Origin of the sequence: Aeromicrobium sp. UBA7512, assembly GCF_002476985.1 — a bacterium.
Lineage (GTDB): Bacteria > Actinomycetota > Actinomycetes > Propionibacteriales > Nocardioidaceae > Aeromicrobium > Aeromicrobium phoceense.
Genome location: NZ_DLNK01000006.1, coordinates 170,807 through 189,217, shown reverse-complemented (window position 1 = coordinate 189,217; position 18,411 = coordinate 170,807). Strand labels below are relative to the sequence as shown.

The 18,411-nt window shown below is 70.2% G+C and carries 18 protein-coding genes; 13 read left to right on the top strand and 5 right to left on the bottom strand.

Annotated features, from left to right (window positions below; all coding sequences use genetic code 11):
* Positions 1-2: 2 nt before the first annotated feature.
* The 4 genes from B2363_RS10325 (at position 3) to B2363_RS10310 (ending at position 4,016) form a co-directional block, all read left to right on the top strand.
* Positions 3-1,202: a cytochrome P450 gene (locus tag B2363_RS10325; RefSeq protein WP_286929958.1), complete on the top strand. Its 1,200-nt coding sequence runs from the start codon at positions 3-5 to the stop codon at positions 1,200-1,202.
* Between the two features lie 160 nt (positions 1,203-1,362).
* Positions 1,363-2,469, top strand: a complete 1,107-nt coding sequence (locus tag B2363_RS10320) for an ABC transporter substrate-binding protein (RefSeq protein WP_286929957.1) — start codon at positions 1,363-1,365, stop codon at positions 2,467-2,469.
* A gap of 64 nt (positions 2,470-2,533) precedes the next feature.
* On the top strand, positions 2,534-2,773 hold the full coding sequence (locus B2363_RS10315; protein ID WP_286929956.1) for a hypothetical protein: 240 nt from the start codon (positions 2,534-2,536) through the stop codon (positions 2,771-2,773).
* Between the two features lie 25 nt (positions 2,774-2,798).
* Complete coding sequence (locus B2363_RS10310) at positions 2,799-4,016, top strand: acyl-CoA dehydrogenase family protein (protein WP_286929954.1); 1,218 nt, start codon at positions 2,799-2,801, stop codon at positions 4,014-4,016.
* Between the two features lie 18 nt (positions 4,017-4,034).
* Here the strand turns inward: B2363_RS10310 and B2363_RS10305 are convergent, their stop codons facing one another.
* Entirely contained in the window at positions 4,035-4,415 is a 381-nt protein-coding gene (locus B2363_RS10305; protein ID WP_286929952.1) for a VOC family protein, read from the bottom strand.
* 68 nt (positions 4,416-4,483) lie between these two features.
* Between B2363_RS10305 and B2363_RS10300 the strand changes: the two genes are divergently transcribed.
* Positions 4,484-5,209 carry a TetR/AcrR family transcriptional regulator gene (locus tag B2363_RS10300; protein ID WP_286929950.1) on the top strand — a complete coding sequence of 242 codons (726 nt, stop codon included), beginning with the start codon at positions 4,484-4,486 and terminating at the stop codon, positions 5,207-5,209.
* 56 nt (positions 5,210-5,265) lie between these two features.
* Positions 5,266-6,972 (top strand): CapA family protein, encoded by a 1,707-nt coding sequence (locus B2363_RS10295; protein ID WP_286929948.1) that lies wholly within the window; start codon positions 5,266-5,268, stop codon positions 6,970-6,972.
* 7 nt (positions 6,973-6,979) lie between these two features.
* Here B2363_RS10295 and B2363_RS10290 read toward each other — a convergent pair whose 3' ends face one another.
* Positions 6,980-7,732: a helix-turn-helix domain-containing protein gene (locus B2363_RS10290; RefSeq protein WP_286929947.1), complete on the bottom strand. Its 753-nt coding sequence runs from the start codon at positions 7,730-7,732 to the stop codon at positions 6,980-6,982.
* A 110-nt stretch (positions 7,733-7,842) separates the two neighbouring features.
* Between B2363_RS10290 and B2363_RS10285 the strand changes: the two genes are divergently transcribed.
* The 3 genes from B2363_RS10285 to B2363_RS10275 all read left to right on the top strand — a co-directional run bounded on the left by B2363_RS10285 (position 7,843) and on the right by B2363_RS10275 (position 11,038).
* Entirely contained in the window at positions 7,843-8,184 is a 342-nt protein-coding gene (locus B2363_RS10285) for a DUF1330 domain-containing protein (protein WP_286929946.1), read from the top strand.
* A 99-nt stretch (positions 8,185-8,283) separates the two neighbouring features.
* Positions 8,284-9,411, top strand: a complete 1,128-nt coding sequence (gene ald / locus B2363_RS10280; protein WP_286929945.1) for an alanine dehydrogenase — start codon at positions 8,284-8,286, stop codon at positions 9,409-9,411.
* A 31-nt stretch (positions 9,412-9,442) separates the two neighbouring features.
* The gene (locus B2363_RS10275; RefSeq protein WP_286929944.1) at positions 9,443-11,038 is read left to right on the top strand and encodes an MFS transporter; all 1,596 of its coding nucleotides are present in this window, start codon (positions 9,443-9,445) and stop codon (positions 11,036-11,038) included.
* Between the two features lie 71 nt (positions 11,039-11,109).
* Here B2363_RS10275 and B2363_RS10270 read toward each other — a convergent pair whose 3' ends face one another.
* Positions 11,110-11,586, bottom strand: a complete 477-nt coding sequence (locus tag B2363_RS10270; RefSeq protein ID WP_286929943.1) for a MarR family winged helix-turn-helix transcriptional regulator — start codon at positions 11,584-11,586, stop codon at positions 11,110-11,112.
* Positions 11,587-11,720: 134 nt separating this feature from the next.
* Between B2363_RS10270 and B2363_RS10265 the strand changes: the two genes are divergently transcribed.
* Positions 11,721-12,431, top strand: coding sequence for an alpha/beta fold hydrolase (locus tag B2363_RS10265; RefSeq protein ID WP_286929942.1), 711 nt, complete (start codon positions 11,721-11,723; stop codon positions 12,429-12,431).
* 52 nt (positions 12,432-12,483) lie between these two features.
* On the opposite strand, the gene B2363_RS10260 is transcribed toward B2363_RS10265, so the two are convergent.
* Positions 12,484-13,038, bottom strand: a complete 555-nt coding sequence (locus B2363_RS10260; protein WP_286929940.1) for a TetR/AcrR family transcriptional regulator — start codon at positions 13,036-13,038, stop codon at positions 12,484-12,486.
* 40 nt (positions 13,039-13,078) lie between these two features.
* Here B2363_RS10260 and B2363_RS10255 point away from each other — a divergent pair, with 40 nt between their 5' ends.
* The 3 genes from B2363_RS10255 to icmF all read left to right on the top strand — a co-directional run bounded on the left by B2363_RS10255 (position 13,079) and on the right by icmF (position 17,607).
* On the top strand, positions 13,079-13,507 hold the full coding sequence (locus B2363_RS10255) for a PaaI family thioesterase (protein ID WP_286929939.1): 429 nt from the start codon (positions 13,079-13,081) through the stop codon (positions 13,505-13,507).
* A gap of 76 nt (positions 13,508-13,583) precedes the next feature.
* The gene (locus B2363_RS10250) at positions 13,584-14,297 is read left to right on the top strand and encodes a GAF and ANTAR domain-containing protein (RefSeq protein ID WP_286929937.1); all 714 of its coding nucleotides are present in this window, start codon (positions 13,584-13,586) and stop codon (positions 14,295-14,297) included.
* Positions 14,298-14,418: 121 nt separating this feature from the next.
* Positions 14,419-17,607 (top strand): fused isobutyryl-CoA mutase/GTPase IcmF, encoded by a 3,189-nt coding sequence (gene icmF, locus B2363_RS10245; protein WP_286929935.1) that lies wholly within the window; start codon positions 14,419-14,421, stop codon positions 17,605-17,607.
* A gap of 550 nt (positions 17,608-18,157) precedes the next feature.
* Here icmF and B2363_RS10240 read toward each other — a convergent pair.
* Positions 18,158-18,403, bottom strand: coding sequence for a hypothetical protein (locus B2363_RS10240; RefSeq protein WP_286929934.1), 246 nt, complete (start codon positions 18,401-18,403; stop codon positions 18,158-18,160).
* Between the last annotated feature and the right edge of the window lie 8 nt (positions 18,404-18,411).

Sequence of the window (18,411 nt, the reverse complement as noted above, 5' to 3'; positions counted from 1 at the left end):
CGATGACCACTGGCGCCATGCCCACCTCCCTTCCCGTCTTCGACGAGGACCCCTTCTCCCCGGAGATCCTGGAGGACCCGATCCCCTTCCACCGGCGACTCCTCGACGCCGGGCCCATCGCCTACCTCTCGAAGTACGACGTGCACGTCGTGGCCCGCTACGACGAGGTGCGCACCGTGCTCGCCAACTGGCAGGAGCTGGTCTCGGGCAACGGCGTCGGGCTCAACGAGCCGTGGCGCACGACCGGCCTGCTCGAGACCGACCCGCCCCGGCACGACGCACCTCGAGAGGTCCTCGCCGACGTCATGTCGGCCCGCGCCATGCGTCCGATGGCCGACGCCTGCTCACGGCAGGCCGCGGCGTTGATCGACGGCCTCGTCGAGGAGCGCGCCGAGGACGGGCAGGTCGCCATCGACGGCTACCGCGACGTCGGCCGGGTCTTCCCCGTCAACTTCTTCGCCGAGGCGGCCGGCATCTGCGGCCGGGAGAACCTCCCGGCCTACGCCGATCACGTCTTCAACTCCGGTGGCCCGCGCAACGACCTGGTGAAGAAGGGCGAGGCGCGCGCCCCCGAGCTCGCCGAGTGGGCCACGGGCGCCTGCCAGCGCGACGCCCTGAGCCCGAAGGGCTTCGGCGCGGACATCTGGGCCGCCGCGGACCGCGGCGACATCCTGCACGAGCAGGCTCCCCTGCTGACCAGGTCGCTGCTGTCGGCCGGTACGGACACCACCGTCTACGGGCTCTCCGCGGTGCTCTACGCCTTCGCCACGCACCCGGACCAGTGGGAGCTGCTGAAGTCGGATCCACACCTGGCCCGCGTCGCGTTCGACGAGGCACTGCGCTGGGAGTCGCCGGTGCAGATGCTGTTCCGCAAGAGCGCGGCCGAGGTCACGCTCGGTGGCGCCACGATCCCCGAGGGCCGGCGCGTGCTGATCTGCTACGGCGCCGCCAACCGCGACCCGCGCCGCTGGGAGGATCCCGACCGCTTCGACCTGCGACGCGATCCCTCGGGCCACCTGGCCTTCGGGATGGGCATCCACCAGTGCGTCGGTCAGCACGTCGCCCGGCTCCAGGCGGAGTCCCTCCTGAACGTCTTGCTCGAGCGGGTCGACCGCATCGAGCTGTCCTCGGCGCCGACGCGCCAGCACAACAACACCCTGCGCGCGTGGGGCTCGATCCCCCTGCGCCTCCACCTGTCGTGACCCCGGTTTGCCTATCAGTGTGATAGGTCCGATTTTCATTGACTTCACAAGGAAAATCGCCCCAGACTCGCAGTATCGAAAAGAGTGACCCAGGTCACTTGCGCCCCCCCAGCACCACCCCACGAACTGGTCCCCCCGGGTCAGAATCCAAGGAGAGCACATGTTCCGCACCATCGCCGGAAGAGCCACCAGCCGCCGGTCCCGCCACCCCCGACGCACGGCCGTCCAGGCCACGTCGGCAGTCGTCGCGATGGGCCTGCTGCTCGCCGCCTGCGGCGCCTCCGGCGAGGCCTCGGACGGAGGCAGCGGCGAGCCCGTCGCCATGAAGATCGCCTCGTCGCCCAGCGACGTCTACCTCATGGACGAGTTCGCGCTCAACGAGAAGCTGTTCGCCAAGCACGACCTGAAGGTCGACAAGTTCATCTACCCGCAGAACGGCGTCCAGGGCTCGCAGCTGCTGGCCTCCGGCGCGATCGACGCGATGCAGCAGGACACCCTGCTGACGATGGCCTCCTTCGCCAACGGCCAGAAGGGCAAGCGGCCGATCATCGTCGGCATGCGGATGCCCACCGTCACCTACGCGATCATCACGCGCGACGGCTTCGAGGGCCCCGGTGCCGACGCCTCGTTCGAGGAGAAGATGAAGGCCCTCGAGGGCAAGACGATCGGCGTCACCGCCATCGGCGCGGGAGCCGACACCGAGCTCACCCTCGCGCTCGAGGAGGCCGGCGTCGACAAGGACTCCGTCACCCGCCTCGCCGTCGGCCAGATGCCGCCGATGATCGCCCAGCTGAAGTCCAAGCGGGTCGACGCCGTCGTCAGCCAGACGTGGGCCTCGAGCCGCATGCTGGAAGCGGCGACCGGCGGCTCGATCTACGTCGAGTACTCCGACACGACCTCGCCCGAGGTCCTCAGCGGCCAGGAGGTGGGTCCGCTCGTCGTGCGTGAGGACTTCCTCAAGAAGAACCCCAAGGCCGTGGAGAACTACCTCGCCCTGCAGACGACGATCAAGGACGAGATGCTCGCGCGTCCCGACGACGCCGCCGCCTTCCTCAACAAGAACACGTTCGACGGCAAGGCCGCCGACCTCAGCACCGCCTACGTGGACGACTGGTCGAAGAACGTCATCACCAAGGCCGACCCGGAGTGGCGCATGAGCCGTGACGCGTTCGACCGCATGGCGGCGATCGCGGTCCGCATCGGCCTGCTCAAGGAGGGCCAGGTCAAGTACGAGGACATCGTCGCGAAGTTCGCCCAGGAGGACTGAGCACGTGAGGGGTCGGCGGCCCGGGTGGCCGCCGACCCTTCTGCACCCACTGCAGCATCCCGTCATGAGAGGCCGGCCCCACATGGACTACTTCGCCAGCGCACCGCGCGGAACGTGGGGCACCTGGGACGGCAGGACGGCACGCGTGCCGTACGGAACGCATCACGCGCGACGGCTCGGCTCGGCCGAGAGCGCCTGCGGAGCCCCGGCGATGGACTGGGAGCTCTTCTGGGACGTGGACTTCGCGCCCGCCCTCGAGGCCTCGTGCCGCCCGTGCGCGCGGGCGATCCTCCCCGCGCGCTGATCCCCCCACGTCAAGGAGCAGGACCATGGACTTCACCCCCGACAGCACCACGCGCGAGTACGCCGCGCGACTCACCGCCTTCATGGACGAGTACGTCTACCCGGCCGAGCCGGTCTACCGCCGCGAGATGGACGAGTCCGGCGACCCGAACTTCCACCCGCCGATCCTCGAGTCCCTGAAGAAGGTCGCGAAGGACCAGGGTCTGTGGAACCTCTTCCTCCCCCACGGCGACTGGGGCGCCGGCCTGACCAACGTGCAGTACGCACACCTGGCCGAGATCACCGGACGCAGCCCCGAGATCGCCCCCGAGGCGATCAACTGCAACGCCCCCGACACGGGCAACATGGAGATCCTCACCCTGTTCGGCACCGACGAGCACCAGGAGAAGTACCTCAAGCCGCTGCTCGCGGGCGAGATGGCGTCCGCCTTCTGCATGACCGAGCCGGCCGTCGCCAGCTCCGATGCCACGAACGTCGAGCTCTCGATGGTGGCCGACGGTGACGAGTACGTCCTCAACGGCCGCAAGTGGTTCGCGTCGAACGCGCTGCACGCCAACTGCGAGGTGTTCATCGTCATGGGCAAGACCGACGTCGACGCGGCCACCCACCGCCAGCAGTCGATGATGGTCGTCCCGAAGGACACGCCCGGCATCACGATCGTGCGTGGCCTGCCGGTGTTCGGCTACCTCGACCGCGAGGGCCACGCCGAGGTGCTCTTCGAGGACGTCCGCGTCCCGAGGACGGCACTGCTGGCCGGTGAGGGCGACGGCTTCATGATCGCCCAGTCCCGCCTCGGTCCCGGCCGGATCCACCACTGCATGCGCTCGATCGGCATGGCCGAGCGGGCACTCGACCTGATGATCGACCGGGCGCAGTCCCGCGTGACCTTCGGCCAGCCGCTCGCCGAGCGCGCGAACATCCAGGACTGGATCGCCGAGGCGCGCATCGAGATCGAGGCCACGCGACTGCTCGTGCTGAAGACGGCGTGGCTGATGGACACCGTCGGCAACAAGCAGGCGCGCACCGAGATCGCCGCGATCAAGGTCAAGGCGCCCGAGATGGCGCTGAAGATCATCGACCGCGCGATCCAGGTCCACGGCGGCGCCGGGGTGACGAACGACTTCCCGCTCGCCACGTACTACGCCCACCAGCGCGCCCTGCGTCTCGCCGACGGCCCCGACGAGGTCCACAAGCGCAGCATCGCGCGGCTGGAGCTGCGCCGCCGCGCCTCCGTCGGGGCGTGATCCGAGGGGCGGGCGCCGTCAGGCGACCCACTCGACGAGCTGCCAGATGATGCCGTTCGGGTCGGCGAACTGGCAGTAGCGCTCGCCCCACGGCTCGGTCTCGGGCGGCGTCACCACGCGGGCGCCGGCGGCCTCGATGCGCTGGAACTCGGCATCGAGCCCGTCGACGACGCACACCAGGAGCAGCCCGTCACCCGCGGAGCCCGCGGCCTCGCGAGGCTTGAACGTCGGCAGGCCCGTGGCGAGGAAGATCAGGTGGGAGCCGGTGCCGGCGTGCTGGAGCGAGACGAAGCCCTCGGCGGACATCGCCTCGGTGTAGCCGAAGTGGGTCCGGGCGAAGTCCGCGGACGCCTCGACGTCGGGGACGTTGAGCGACACGGCGGTCTGGGTGATGTTCATGGGTGCCTCCCGGCGTTAAACTCTGTACGACGTACAAGATAACGCACCGAACCCTGAATCGATTCCCCATGCCGAGAGACCTGATCGACCTGCTGTGGCGGGACAGCCCGCTCGCTCCCCCGCCGCGCCGTCGGGGTCCCCGTGCGACGCACACCACCGGCGACGTCGTCGCGCAGGCGATCGCGCTGGCCGACGAGGGCGGACTGACCGCGGTGACGATCCGGGCGGTCGCGGAGTCGCTCGGACTGACGACGATGTCGGTCTACACGCACGTCAACGGCCGCGACGACCTCCTCGTGCTGATGGCCGACCGCGCCCACGCCGAGATGGAGCCGCCGGCGTTCGGACGCGCGCGGTGGCGCACTCGCGTGCGACGCGTCGCCGAGGCCCATCTCGAGCTGCTGCGGGCGCGACCCTGGCTGCTGGGGGTCGACGATCCGCGGACGGCCCTGGGGCCCGGCACGATCGCGAAGTACGACCACGAGCTGCACGCGTTCGACGACACCGGGCTCGACGACCTCGACCGCGACGCGGCGCTCGCCTTCGTGCTCGACTTCGCTCGGTCGACCGCGTCGCGCATGGCGCAGGCGTCCGCCGCCGTCGACATGGCCGAGGAGTGGGAGCGGTCGGCCCCGTCGCTCGCGACCTACCTCGGCACGGACCTCGCGCTGGCCCAGCGGGTCGGCCGCGCCGCAGGCGAGAGCATGCAGGGTCCCTACGACGCGCACCGCGCGTGGGAGTGGGGCCTCACCCGCGTGATCGGCGGCCTGGCGGAGATCATCGAGGACTCCTGATTCGGCTGCGGTGGCATGCTTTCTCCAGGGGAGATCTTTCCCAGGGAGGTGCCCCCATGCGCCGAGAGCCGCTGCCCGCCATCGTGCTGGCGCTGCTCGTCGCGGCCTCGCTCGCGGCGTGGGTGACGTCCACCTCGGACGAGGGCGCGTCCGCGCGCGGCTCCCTCCTCGCGGAGGAGGCCGACGCGCTGCCCCGACCCGAGGTGACGCTGGCGTTCGGCGGAGACGTCCACTTCGAGGGTCGCCTCGCCCGGTCCGTCAGCCGGGCCGACAGCACGCTCGGCCCGCTGTCCGCCGCCCTCAGCGAGGCGGACCTGGCGATCGTCAACCTCGAAAGCGCGCTGACGTCCCGCGGCTCCCGCGCGCGCAAGGAGCTGGAGACCCCGTCGGCGCGCTACTGGTTCCGGAGCCCTCCGGCGGCGCTGGACGTGCTGGCCCGGTCCGGTGTGGACGTCGTCTCGCTGGCGAACAACCACGCCGGCGACTACGGCGGGGTGGGCGTGCGCGACGCCCTGCGCGCCGGCGCGCGCGGTCCCGTCCGGGTGGTCGGCATCGGGCGGGACGCCGAGGAGGCCTTCCGCCCGCAGGAGTTCGAGGTGAAGGGGGTCGCCGTCGCCGTGCTCGCGGCGGACGCGTCCACCCGCGAGAGCCGCGACCCGGTCTGGGCGGCCGGGCCGACCTGGGGCGGCATCGCCGCGGCGCGCGTCCCGCGCACCGACCGTCTGCTCGCCGAGGTCCGTACGGCGGCCGAGCGCGCAGACCTCGTGGTGGTCCAGCCGCACTGGGGCGCCGAGGGCGCGACGTGCGCGACCGAGGACCAGGTGACGCTCGCGAAGTCCTTGGCCGACGCGGGTGCCGACGTCGTCGCGGGCTCCCACTCGCACACGCTGCTCGGCAGCGGCCTGCTCGGCGACACCTACGTGAACTACGGGCTCGGCAACCTCCACTGGTACCACGGCAGGAACGCGGACACGGGGGTCCTGCGGCTGCGGTTCCGCGGCGACGAGCTGGTCGGCGAGGAGTGGGTGCCCGGCCTCGTCCCGGAGCGGGGCGGCCCGGCCCGCGCCCTGCGAGGGGCGGCGGCCGCCGCGGCGCAGGAGCGCTGGCAGTCGCGTCGCGCGTGCACCAGCCTCGTGCCCGTGGACGTCGACGGCACCGTCGAGGCCGGCACCGAGCTGCCGCCGTTCGAGGGCTCCGTCGAGCCGATCGGGGCCGTGCTGGCCAGTCGGATGGCGAGCAGCCACGACCCGGCCATGTGCCCGGTGCCGCTGGACTCGCTGCGCTACCTCCGGGTGACGCACGTGGGCTTCGACGGCCGGGCCCGCGAGGGCGAGCTGGCCGTGCACGCCGATCACGCGGACGACCTGCTCACCGTCTTCCGCGAGCTCTACGAGGCGCGGTGGCCCATCGAGCGGATGCGCCTGGTCAGCGACTACGGCGGTGACGACGATGCGTCGATGGCCGCCAACAACACGTCGGGCTTCAACTGCCGGCGGGTCCTCGGGCAGCCGAACTGGTCGCGCCACGCCTTCGGCGCCGCCGTGGACCTCAACCCGGTGCAGAACCCCTACGTCACCTCCGGTCAGGTCCTGCCGGACGCCGGGGCGCCGTTCGCCGGCGTCGACCGCTCCCCCGGCGCCGAGACCGCGCCCGGGGTCATCCACGACGGCGACGTCGTCGTGAACGCGTTCGAGCGGATCGGCTGGACGTGGGGCGGGCGCTGGCCCGAGCCCGACTTCCAGCACTTCGCCGCACCCGAGTGAGGCGACCTCACCCCAGCAGGCGCCGTGTCCGCTCGTCGGCCGGGTAGAACGCCTCGATCGCGAGCTCGGAGAGCGTCACCTCCCGCGGGGTCCCGAAGACCGTGGTCGTCGAGATGAACGAGAGCACCTCGCCACCCTCGGTACGCAGCTGCAGGGGGACGACGAGGGCGGGCGAGTCGACCGGCGCGATGCCGCCGGCGACGACCTCGCCGTACAGCTCCGCGAGGAACGGGTCGCCCGTCGCCGCGTGCTCCCCGTGCAGCCGCTCGGCGAGGTGCGCCCGCCACTCGTCCAGGTTGGCGATGCGGCCGCCCAGCCCGCGGGGATGGATGGACAGCCGGATGACGTTCACCGGCGGCTCGAGCAGGTCCACGTCGACTCCCGCGAGCAAGGCGTACGTCGCGTCGTTCGCGGCGACCAGGTCCCAGCGGCGGTCGACCACGAGCGCCGGATAGGGATGGTGCGCCACGAGGATCGCCTCGAGGGCACGGTTCGCCTCGGCCATCGACGGGTCGCCCAGCGCGCGCTCGGGATGGGCCGGCGCGTGACCCGCCGCCAGCAGCACCTGGTTCTGCTCGCGCAGCGGCACCTCCAGCTGGTCGCACAGGCGCATCACCATCGTGCTCGTCGGGCGACTGCGGCCCGTCTCGATCCAGCTGAGGTGCCGGGCCGACACCTCGGCGCGGTTCGCGAGCTCGAGCTGCGAGAGCCGGCGGCGCTGCCGCCACTCACGGATCAGGGTGCCGGCGGTGGTGCTCACGAGCGCCAACCTAGCCAAGAGGAGGGCATCGCGGCCATGACCTGCGAGGTCATCGACGTCCGGCGGCGCGTCGGGTGGGATCGACCCATCACCGACGAACGGAGCACATCATGAGCACCACCCCGGCCTACGCCATCGCCTACCTGCGCGAGGTGGACTTCGATCCCGAGATCATCGAGTACCTCGAGCGGATCGACGACACCCTCGCGCCCTACGAGGGCCGCTTCATCGTGCACGGCGGCACCCTGACCGCGGCCGAGGGCACGTGGGACGGCGACCTCGTCGTCATCGAGTTTCCGAGTGCCCGGGCGGCACGGGACTGGTACGAGTCGCCGGGCTACCAGGCGATCCTGCCGCTGCGCACCGAGCACTCCTCGTCCATCGCCTGCATCGTCGAGGGGACGAAGCCGGGCCACGTGGCGAAGGACAAGCTCGCCGCGCTGCTGGTCTGAGCCGCCCGGATGCGACGGCGGCCCTCGAGGTCGACGGGACATGGATCACCTGATCTCGGCGTAGCGTGAGCCGTGTCACGTCGACGAGAGGCTGAGGCCGTGAAGATCGGTGTTCCCCAGGAGATCAAGAACCACGAGTACCGGGTGGCGATCACCCCGCTGGGCGTGCGCGAGCTGACCAGCCGCGGCCACTCGGTCGTCATCCAGACCGGCGCCGGAGTCGGTTCGTCGATCGCCGACGACGACTACGTCGGGGCCGGCGCGACCATCGTCGACGACGCGGAGTCCGCCTGGGGCACCGACGGCGGCGTGGACCTCGTGCTGAAGGTCAAGGAGCCCGTCGCCGAGGAGTACCACCGCATGCGCGAGGGTCAGCTGCTCTTCACGTACCTGCACCTGGCGGCCGACCGACCGCTGACCGATGAGCTGCTCGCGCGGAAGGTCACCGCCGTGGCCTACGAGACGGTGACCGGCGCGAACGGCGGGCTCCCCCTGCTGTACCCCATGAGCGAGGTGGCGGGATGCCTTGCGCCCCAGGTCGGCGCGCACGCGCTGATGAGGGCCGAGGGCGGCCGAGGGGTGCTGCTCGGCGGGGTCGGTGGTGTCGCCAACGCGAAGGTGGTCATCATCGGCGCCGGGGTGTCCGGGCAGAACGCGGCGAACATCGCCCTCGGCATGGGCGCCGACGTGACCCTCCTGGACACCGACCTCGACAAGCTGAGGATGAGCTTCTGGAGGTACGACAACCGCGTGCACGGCCTCGCCTCGTCGAGGCTCGCGATCGAGCAGCAGGTGCTCGCCGCTGATCTGGTCATCGGAGCGGTGCTGCTGCCGGGCGCCGCGGCTCCGAAGCTGGTCAGCAACGAGCTGGTGTCGCGGATGAAGCCCGGCTCCGTCCTCGTCGACATCGCCATCGACCAGGGCGGCTGCTTCGAGGACTCGCGCCCCACGACCCACGCCGATCCGACCTTCGGTGTCCACGACTCGATCTTCTACTGCGTGGCGAACATGCCCGGGGCGGTCCCCCACACGTCGACGTACGCCCTGACGAACGCGACGCTGCCCTACACGATCGCCCTGGCCGAGCACGGCTGGACCGAGGCGATGCGAGCCGACACCGGTCTGGCCCAAGGCCTCAACACCCACGACGGGCAGCTGACGAACGCCGCGGTGGGGGCGGCCGTGGGCCACTCGGCGATCACGGTCGAAGAGGTCCTGTCGGCCTGACGGTGGACCACCCGCGTGCCAGCATGCCGAGATGAGCACGAGTCCGGACGAGGGCGTCGAAGCCGAGCACGCCGGAAGCACCCGCCTGATGCTGCTGCTGGCGGCGGCGATGTTCGTCCTGGTGGTCGACACGTCCCTGATGAACGTGTCGATCTCCGCCGTCATCGACGACCTGGACACCACCGCCAGCGGGGTGCAGTCCGCCATCGCGCTCGAGGCACTCGTCTCGGCGGCGTTCATCCTGATCAACAGCAAGGTCGGCGACCTGATCGGCCGCAAGCGCGCCTACGTCCTCGGGCTCGCGGCGTACGCGCTGGGAGCCCTGGCGATGACCCTCGCCCAGAGCCTCACCTCGATCGTCGTCTTCTGGGCGATCATCGGGGGGCTGGGGGCCTCGCTGCTGCTGCCGGCCATGCAGTCACTGATCCACGGCAACTTCACGGGCGCCGCGCAGAAGAAGGCGTACGCGCTGGTCGGTGCCGCGGCTGCCATCGCGGCCGCGATCGGCCCTCTCCTCGGCGGATTCGTCACGACCTTCCTCTCGTGGCGGGTCGGCTTCGCGCTGGAGGTCGTCATCATCGGCGTCGTCCTGAGCCAGATCCGGCTGGTCCGCGACGTTCCGTACACCGGCTCACGGCAGGTGGACCCGGTCGGCGCCGTCCTGTCCGTCGTCGGCATGGGCGGGGTCGTCCTCGGCATCCTCGTCTGGCAGGAGGGCGGTGAGTACGTCGGACTGCTGATGGTGGTCGGGGCCGTCGCGCTCGTGCTGCTCACGCGGTGGCTCGTCCGGCGCGAGCGCGAGCAGAAGGTCCCGCTGCTCGACCCCGACCTGTTCCGGCACCCGAACTTCACGGCCGGCGTCTCGGGTCAGCTGCTCCAGCAGGTCGCACTCGGCGGGGCGATGATCGCCCTGCCGCTGTTCTTCCAGATGACGCTCGAGTACGACGCCCTCGAGGCCGGGCTCTCCCTGGCTCCCCTGTCGCTGACCATGTTCGTCGCGGCCGTCCTGGCCGGCAGGAAGGCCGGCGGCCGGCGGCCGGCCGCGATCATCCGCGACGGCTTCGTGCTGACCAGCCTGGGGATCGCGATCATCATCCCGTTCGTCCCCCGGGTGGACAGCGGCTGGTACCTCGTCGTCCCCCTGGCCATCACGGGGTGCGGCCTGGGCCTGCTCGTGTCGCAGCTCAACAACTACACGCTCGCGCCCGTCGAGGAGGAGCGAGTCAGCGAGGCCGCCGGGGTCAACTCCGCGGCCGGCTCCTTCGGGCTCTCCTTCGGCCTGGCCATGGCCGGCGGCCTCATGCTCGCGGCCCTGTCGATCAGCTTCACCCAGATGACCGAGAGCAGCGAGGTCATCCCGGCGGCGCAGCAGCAGCAGATCGCTGCCGCGCTCGAGAACGACGCCGAGATCATGAGCAGCACCCAGCTGGCCGAGCAGATCACCGGCGAGCCCCCGGCCGTCGAGGCCGAGGTCGTCGCCATCAACGACGACGCCCGCAACCTCTCGCTCCAGATCGCCCTCCTGGTCCCCCTCGTCGCCGGGCTGCTCGGGCTGCTCAACTCCTTCCGGATGCTGCGGCTGCCGGACCGCAGGCCCGCGACGGACCTCGGCGGCGTGGACTTCTGACCCTCCGCCGCGCCGTCGGTGGCGTTGGGCCCTGGACCCGCAGGCCCGCAGGACCGGAGCGGGCCCGAACGTCAGATCGGTGCGTCCCAGCTGCAGGCGTCGGCGGTCGCGTAGATCGTGTCGCGCAGGGTGCGGATCTGCTCGTTGATCTGCGCCAGCTCCTGCGGGGTGCGTCCCGAGCTCTCGAGCAGCGCCGAGCCGAGGCATCCGGCCCGCTCACGCAGCGCGTCGCCCTGGGGCGTGAGGGCGACGATGACCTGCCGCTCGTTGCTGGGGTTGCGCCGACGCGTGATCAGTCCCCCGGTCTCGAGGCGCTTCAGCAACGGGGTGAGGGTGCTGGACTCCAGCGCGAGGCTCGAGGCGAGGGCGCTGACGGTCTGCTCGTCCTCGCGCCACAGGACGCTCAGCACGAGGTACTGCGGATACGTCAGTCCCAGCTCGTCGAGCAGGGGCTTGTACATCCGCTGGATCGCCATCCCCGCCGAGTAGATCGAGTAGCAGAGCTGGTCCTCCAGCGGAGTGGCCGGAGCGCTGGTCGCTGCAGTCATGTGAACTCCTCCTATCGCGATAATCATAACCGCGAAAACTTTTCTTCGCCGACCCCTTGACTCGTCGAGCACGTCGGGGCAGTCTTTACTTATCGCGATAAACGTTATCACGATTCGACAGAACAGGCACTCCCATGAACGCACAGCTCTCGCAGATCAAGAACGTGGTCCTCGTGCACGGCGCCTTCGCCGACGGCTCCGGGTGGCGCGGCGTGTACGACAACCTGACGGAGCGCGGCTACCGCGTCTCGATCGTCCAGAACCCGCTGACGTCGTTCGCCGACGACGTCGCGGCCACCACCCGGATCCTGGACCAGCAGGACGGCCCGGCGATCCTCGTCGGTCACTCCTGGGGCGGCACCGTCATCACCGAGGCGGGCACGCACCCGAACGTCGCGGGCCTCGTCTACGTCTCGGCGCTCATCCCGGACACCGGCGAGAACAGCGCCCAGCAGTACGAGGGCTTCGCCGCGACTCCGGAGTTCGTCATCGACGTCGCCGACGACGGGTTCGGACGGCTCAACCGCGCCGCGTTCAAGGCGGGCTTCGCCCACGACACGAGCGACGCCGACGCCGCCTTCCTGGCCGACTCGCAGGTCCCGATCAACATGGCCTCCTTCGAGGAGCCCGTCACGAAGGCCGCGTGGCACGACGTCCCCAGCTGGGCCGTCATCGCGACCGAGGACAAGGCCTTCGACCAGGCCATGCTCCAGCACATGGCCACGCGGATCGGGGCCCGCATCACCAACGTCTCGGCCAGCCACGCGCTCTTCCTCACCCAGTCGGGCGTCGTCGCCGACACGATCGACGAGGCCGCCCGCACCGCCGTGGCCGAGCTGGTCTGACCCTGCCCCGCCCACGTCTCAGGCTCGGAGTCCGCGGACTCCGAGCCTGGGCTCATGCCCCGGGACGCACGCCCGAGGCGAACACCTCGACGGCCGCCCGCCACACGCGGTCCCGCTGCTCCTCCGTCCGGCCGAGCAGTCCGTGGCGCTCCTGCACGGTGAGGCCCGCGAGCAGCGCGGCGAACGCCAGGGCGTCGGTCTCGTCCGAGGACCCGAGCATCTCGATGACCACCTGCCGGCACTTCAAGGCGCCATGGCCGGGAGGTATCGGTCCCGCGAGGGGGCGCATGAACATGAGCCCCGTCAGCGCCGGTTCGGCACGGGAGAAGCGTCGGGTGGCCTCGGCGTACTCCATCAGTCCGCGGCGCACGTCGCCGGAGGCTTGGGGCAGCGAGGTCGCGAGCAGCTCGAAGCCCTCGAGCGCAACGGCGTTGACCAAGCCCTCGCGACCGCCGAAGAGCTGGTTGAGGGCGGCGATGTTCGTGCCGGCGACCGTGGCGACGTGACGCGTGGTGAGGGCGCCCGGGCCCTCACTCCTGACGATCTCGAGCGCCGCGTCGCGGATCTCGGTCGCCAGGGCATCGGTACGGGTACGCGGTCGCGGCATGGCCCTATCGTAGGTTCTGTATCGTTGATACGTTTCAGCCATGACCCCTCCACTCCCCCGTGTCGCCGAAGCCATCGAGGCGATGCCGATCGCGCGGCTGCTCGGCCTGTCGGTCGAGTCCACCGACCCGGACCGGACCGTCGTCAGCATGCCCCTCCGGCCCGAGCTCACCTTCGACGGCATCCACTGCCAAGGAGGGGTCGTCGCGATGCTGGCCGACTTCGCCGCGGTCGGCGCCGCCTTCGCCTCGGTGGTCGAGACGGGCCGGATCGTCGCGACGACCGCGATCGAGGCCCACCACCTCCGGCCCGCCCACGGCGAACGACTCGTCGCCGTCGGCCGTCTCGTCGGGCCACCCGGGCGCACGATGGTCGCCGCGGCGGACGTCCACCTCGACTCCCTGGCGGGAGAGCACTGCCTGACCGGACTGTTCACCGCCACGGCGATCAAGGCGTCGCCCGCGACCTAGACCCTCGGCGCATCGAGGCGCCACGACCCGGGTGCCACCCAGACCCACATGGGCCGCTGCCGTGGGAGTGTGAGGCATGAGCGACGACCCGCTGGACCACTTCGCCGAGGTCGCCCGCGCGATGAGCGCAGAGTCCGGTCTCGACCAGACCCTGGAGCGCGCCGTCGCCGGCGCCGTCGAGCTGGTGGAGGGTTGTGACCATGCCGGCATCTCGGTGGTCGAGCGGCGCCGAGTCGTCGAGACCGCGGCCGCCTCCGACGACCTCGTCCGCCGTGGCGACCAGCTGCAGTACGAGCTGAACGAGGGTCCCTGCCTCCAGTCGATCCGCGAGCAGGAGACGGTGCAGAGCGACGACCTCACCACAGAGGACCGGTGGCCCACCTGGTCGCGCCGGGCGGCTGACGAGCTCGGCGTCCGGTCGATGCTCTCGGTGCAGCTGTTCGTCAGCGAGGACAGCCTCGGCGCCCTGAACCTCTACTCCGGCACCGTGGGCGCGTTCACCGCCGACAGCAGGGAGACGGCTCTGGCGCTCGCGGCGCATGTCGCCGTCGCGATGCTCGCCGCGCAGGAGCACGACAACTACGAGTCCGCCCTCGCCCACCGCACGGTGATCGGCCAGGCCCAGGGCATCCTCATGGAGCGGTACCAGCTGACGCCCGACCAGGCGTTCGCGACGCTCGCGCGCGTCTCGCAGGCCCAGAACCGCAAGCTCCGTCACATCGCGCTCGACCTCACGCGCAACGCGAACCTGGGGGGCCTGCCTCGCAGCCCGGCGCCGCCCGCCCCCTGAAGGGTCGGCGCGGGTCACGACAATCCTCGCGGGCCCAGACCGGTTCTCGCGACAGGCGCTGGATAATTACTAGGACGTCCTACTATATTGATAGGACATCCTAGTAATCAGTGAGGTCACCATGCACGCTCCCGTGAATCCGGTGCGCTTCGTCACCGCGTCGAGCCTCTTCGACGGCCACGACGCGAGCATCAACATCATGCGGCGCATCCTGCAGAGCCAGGGCGCGGAGGTGATCCACCTCGGCCACAACCGCTCCGTGGCCGAGATCGTCGATGCGGCGGTCGAGGAGGACGTGCAGGGCGTGGCGGTCAGCTCCTACCAGGGCGGCCACGTGGAGTACTTCGAGTACCTCGTCCAGCTGCTGGCCGAGCGCGGCGCGGGCCACATCAAGGTCTACGGGGGCGGCGGCGGGGTGATCGTGCCCGAGGAGGTCGCGCGGCTGCGCGAGGCCGGGGTGCGGATCTTCAGCCCCCAGGACGGTCAGCGCCTCGGACTGGTGGGCATGATCAACCAGCTCATCGAGGAGTGCGACGTCGACCTGACCGAGCTCGGTGTCCCGGACTCCGATGCCGTGCTGGCCGGGGACAGCGCCGCGGTGTCGCGGGCCGTGACCGCGGCCGAGACGGGCCGCATGCCGGCTCCGCTGGCGCAGGCGATCGCGGAGGCGGCCGCCCGGTCGACGACGCCCGTCCTCGGCATCACGGGCACCGGCGGGTCGGGCAAGAGCTCGCTGACCGATGAGCTGGTGCGCCGCTTGCGCCTCGACCACGCCGACAAGCTGCGCGTCGCGGTGGTGGCCATCGATCCGACCCGGCGCAAGGGCGGGGGCGCGCTGCTGGGCGACCGCATCCGGATGAACGCCCTCGGCGGCCCGGTGTCGTTCCGGTCCCTGGCGACCCGGGGCAGCCACGAGGTCCCCGAGCACCTCGGCGACGTGATCGACGTGCTCAAGGCGGCCGGTCACGACCTGGTCATCGTCGAGACGCCGGGCATCGGCCAGGGCGATGCGGGGATCCTGCCGTTCGTCGACCGGTCGCTCTACGTGATGACGCCGGAGTTCGGTGCGGCCAGCCAGCTGGAGAAGATCGACATGCTCGACTTCGCCGACGTGGTGGCGATCAACAAGTTCGAGCGTCGCGGCGCCAAGGACGCCCTGCGCGACGTCGGACGCCAGCTGGTGCGCAACCGGGAGGCGTTCGGCAAGCAGCCCGCGGACATGCCGGTCTTCGGCACCTCGGCGGCCCACTTCAACGACGACGGGGTGACCGCGCTCTACCAGGAGCTCCGGGACGTGCTGGGGCTGGAGCCCGGCGTCCTGCCCGCGGTCAACGTGCGGCACTCGACCGACGAGCACCACCTCGTGCCACCGCAGCGCATCCGCTACCTCGCCGAGATCGCCGAGACGGTGCGCGGCTTCCATGCCGAGACCGAGCAGCTCGCCGACCTGGCCGATCGCGCCCAGCACCTGGCCACGGCGGCGGCAATGCTGCCCGACGACGAGGCGGTCCAGCAGGCTGCCCGCCGGGCGCTCGACGCGCTGCCCGCGCACGTGAGAGACACCTTCGACGCCTGGCCCGGGGTCGTCGAGTCCTACTCCGGCGACGAGCAGGTCGTGAAGGTGCGCGACCGCGAGCTCCGCTTCGCGCTGGCGCGCGAGACCCTCTCGGGCAACCAGGTCCGCCGGGTCAGCCTGCCGCGCTACCGCTCCCACGGCGACCTCGTGCGCTTCTGGCGTCGGGAGAACCTGCCCGGCTTCTTCCCGTACACGGCGGGCGTGTTCACGTTCAAGCGCGACAACGAGGACCCGGCTCGCATGTTCGCCGGCGAGGGGGATCCCCTGCGGACGAACAAGCGCTTCAAGCTGCTCAGCGAGGGACAGCCGGCCACCCGCCTGTCGACGGCGTTCGACTCGGTGACCCTCTACGGCCGCGACCCCGGAGAGCGCCCCGACATCTACGGCAAGGTCGGCACGTCCGGCGTCTCGGTGGCCACGCTCGACGACATGAAGACCCTGTACGACGGGTTCGACCTCGTGTCGCCGTCCACCAGCGTCTCGATGACGATCAACGGTCCGGCGCCGACCGTGCTGGCCTTCTTCCTCAACACCGCGATCGACCAACAGGTCGACGCCTTCCGCGAGCGGGAGGGCCGCGAGCCCTCGGAGGCCGAGGCCGCCGAGCTGCGCACCTTCGCGCTGCAGAACGTCCGCGGCACGGTGCAGGCCGACATCCTCAAGGAGGACCAGGGCCAGAACACGTGCCTGTTCTCCACCGAGTTCAGCCTGCGGATGATGGGCGACATCCAGGAGTGGTTCATCGACCAGGGCGTGCGGAACTTCTACTCCGTCTCGATCTCGGGCTATCACATCGCCGAGGCCGGGGCGAACCCCATCAGCCAGCTCGCGTTCACCCTGAGCAACGGGTTCACCTACGTCGAGTCGTACCTGGCCCGCGGGATGGACATCGACGACTTCGCGCCGAACCTGTCCTTCTTCTTCAGCAACGGCATGGACCCCGAGTACTCGGTCATGGGCCGCGTCGCGCGCCGGATCTGGGCGATCGCGATGAGGGAGAAGTACGGCGCGAACGACCGCAGCCAGAAGCTGAAGTACCACGTGCAGACGTCGGGGCGCTCCCTGCACGCGCAGGAGATGAACTTCAACGACATCCGCACGACGCTGCAGGCCCTCATCGCGATCTACGACAACGCCAACAGCCTGCACACCAACGCGTTCGACGAGGCCGTGACCACGCCGTCGGAGGAGTCGGTGCGCCGTGCGCTCGCGATCCAGCTGATCATCAACCGCGAGTGGGGCCTGGCCATGAACGAGAACCCGCTGCAGGGCTCGTTCGTCATCGACGAGCTCACCGACCTCGTCGAGGAGGCCGTGCTCCGCGAGTTCGAGGCGATCAGCGAGCGCGGCGGCGTGCTCGGCGCGATGGAGACCGGCTACCAGCGCGGCCGGATCCAGGACGAGTCGATGCTCTACGAACACCGCAAGCACGACGGCTCGCTGCCGATCGTCGGCGTCAACACCTTCAAGAACCCGCACGGCGACGAGGTCCCGCAGAAGCTCGAGCTCGCCCGGGCGACCGAGGACGAGAAGCAGTCCCAGCTGCGTCGCCTGCGCGACTTCCAGCAGGCCCACCGCGACGAGTCCGAGGCAGCGCTCGCCCGCCTCAAGGAGGCCGCCGCGACCCACGAGAACGTGTTCGCCGTCCTCATGGACGCCGCCCGCGTGTGCTCGCTCCAGCAGGTCACCGAGGCCTTCTTCGAGGTCGGGGGCCAGTACCGCCGCAACGTCTGATGCAGCAGCGGCAACGCATCAGGCCCGGAATCCTGAGGATTCCGGGCCTGATCTCGTGGTAGCGGGGGCAGGATTTGAACCTGCGACCTCTGGTCCACCTCATCGGACCTCTGGACTCCACCGATCATTTCCGGAACCAGCGGAATCTCCTTGATGTGCAAGGAATCCCTCGCTTCCGACTCCACGGATTCTAGCCGGTGCATCACGAAAACTCACGACCCAATCGAGGCGTCAAATGGAGGCGCGACCAGACCGGGGATCGTGTCGAAAGCCGGACCTACGAAGAGTTCCTGTGCACCAGCGGCCCCCGTTGGCTGCCGCCGTGCCGACAGTTGGCGGGATTGAGGCGCTCCCACGACTGGGCTCGAACCAATAGCCCTCCGGTCCAAATGAACGCGCGAAGGCCACTGTCCACGATGCGTGATGCCGAACATTGCCTCGGGCATGATTCAAGGCTTCGGACCCCTCATTGGCGTCTTTCACCTCCGCAATGATCGCGACGAGCGTGCCAAGCACGACTAGTACCACTCCACCAAGCATCAAAGGCGTCCTAACCCAGGACTTCGCAGGCGCGCCGAGCAGGCATGCCCTCCCGCAATGCATCGAGAAAATGACCCATCAGGTCCGGCTCAAGACTCACTCCCTGCTGAATGAGCGCAGCTTCGAAAACCGAAGTCCGGTCAACTATTGGCGCTCTCATCGCCTCGTCATAGGAAGCGCGTACCTCCTTGTAACGGGCGTCTCGCGTCCACCTATCGAAGAATTTGTCCATCAGTATCTCGAAGATCAGTGTCATGGATGCTC

Bases quoted from the DNA above. Each gene is read 5' to 3' on its own strand.
- B2363_RS10260 (WP_286929940.1), bottom strand. From the start codon at position 13,038: ATGCCGCGACCGCGTACCCGTACCGATGCCCTGGCGACCGAGATCCGC.
- B2363_RS10255 (WP_286929939.1), top strand. From the start codon at position 13,079: ATGACCCCTCCACTCCCCCGTGTCGCCGAAGCCATCGAGGCGATGCCG.
- B2363_RS10285 (WP_286929946.1), top strand. From the start codon at position 7,843: ATGAGCACCACCCCGGCCTACGCCATCGCCTACCTGCGCGAGGTGGAC.
- B2363_RS10315 (WP_286929956.1), top strand. From the start codon at position 2,534: ATGAGAGGCCGGCCCCACATGGACTACTTCGCCAGCGCACCGCGCGGA.
- B2363_RS10270 (WP_286929943.1), bottom strand. From the start codon at position 11,586: ATGACTGCAGCGACCAGCGCTCCGGCCACTCCGCTGGAGGACCAGCTC.
- icmF (WP_286929935.1), top strand. From the start codon at position 14,419: ATGCACGCTCCCGTGAATCCGGTGCGCTTCGTCACCGCGTCGAGCCTC.
- B2363_RS10265 (WP_286929942.1), top strand. From the start codon at position 11,721: ATGAACGCACAGCTCTCGCAGATCAAGAACGTGGTCCTCGTGCACGGC.
- B2363_RS10240 (WP_286929934.1), bottom strand. From the start codon at position 18,403: ATGACACTGATCTTCGAGATACTGATGGACAAATTCTTCGATAGGTGG.
- B2363_RS10250 (WP_286929937.1), top strand. From the start codon at position 13,584: ATGAGCGACGACCCGCTGGACCACTTCGCCGAGGTCGCCCGCGCGATG.
- B2363_RS10320 (WP_286929957.1), top strand. From the start codon at position 1,363: ATGTTCCGCACCATCGCCGGAAGAGCCACCAGCCGCCGGTCCCGCCAC.
- B2363_RS10300 (WP_286929950.1), top strand. From the start codon at position 4,484: ATGCCGAGAGACCTGATCGACCTGCTGTGGCGGGACAGCCCGCTCGCT.
- B2363_RS10275 (WP_286929944.1), top strand. From the start codon at position 9,443: ATGAGCACGAGTCCGGACGAGGGCGTCGAAGCCGAGCACGCCGGAAGC.
- B2363_RS10310 (WP_286929954.1), top strand. From the start codon at position 2,799: ATGGACTTCACCCCCGACAGCACCACGCGCGAGTACGCCGCGCGACTC.
- B2363_RS10325 (WP_286929958.1), top strand. From the start codon at position 3: ATGACCACTGGCGCCATGCCCACCTCCCTTCCCGTCTTCGACGAGGAC.
- B2363_RS10305 (WP_286929952.1), bottom strand. From the start codon at position 4,415: ATGAACATCACCCAGACCGCCGTGTCGCTCAACGTCCCCGACGTCGAG.
- B2363_RS10295 (WP_286929948.1), top strand. From the start codon at position 5,266: ATGCGCCGAGAGCCGCTGCCCGCCATCGTGCTGGCGCTGCTCGTCGCG.